Annotated in this window: 1 pseudogene; it reads right to left on the reverse strand. The window is 45.1% G+C overall.

Annotated features, from left to right (window positions below):
- Positions 1-603, reverse strand: a pseudogene (locus R7O13_RS28735) (NAD-glutamate dehydrogenase domain-containing protein); the annotation flags it as partial.

Here is a 603-nt window from a genome sequence, read left to right on the forward strand (position 1 = left end):
GTTTGGCGGCGAAGTTCTGTGTTGTAACGGTCTTTCGTTACGTACACCATGCAGCTGAAGAAACGACCGAACGGGTCTTTGCGTACGAACAAACGCAGCAAGTCGCGGTCTTGCATTTGTACTACGCCCATGCCGACTTCAAGCAAATCTTCTTCGTTCGCTTGTAGCAGTTCATCACGTGGGTAGTTTTCAAGAATATTATGCAGCGCTTTGTAGGAGTATGAGCCGCGGCGGTAACCACTTGCTTCCAAGATACGATCTACTTTTTCTCGAATTAGAGGAATGCTGTGAACAGCTTGGTTATATACCGCGGATGTGTACAAACCAGTGAAGCGGTGCTCGCCAATTACTTTGCCATTTTCATCAAACTTTTTGATGCCGATGTAGTCGGTGTAAGCAGGACGGTGGATACGAGACGCTTGATTGCCTTTCGTAATGATCAAAGCGTAAGGTTTTTTCGCTTCTAGTCTTGCTGAATCAGACAATTCAGACAATTTAACGCTGCGAATGCGCTTTTCATCAGCAAACAGACCTAGGCCTTTTTCTTTTGCTGGTCGTAGTTCCGTATCACCATTTATTTCCGCTAAGTCATAATCTTTGTAA

It is taken from the genome of Vibrio sp. Y176 (assembly GCF_033438945.1).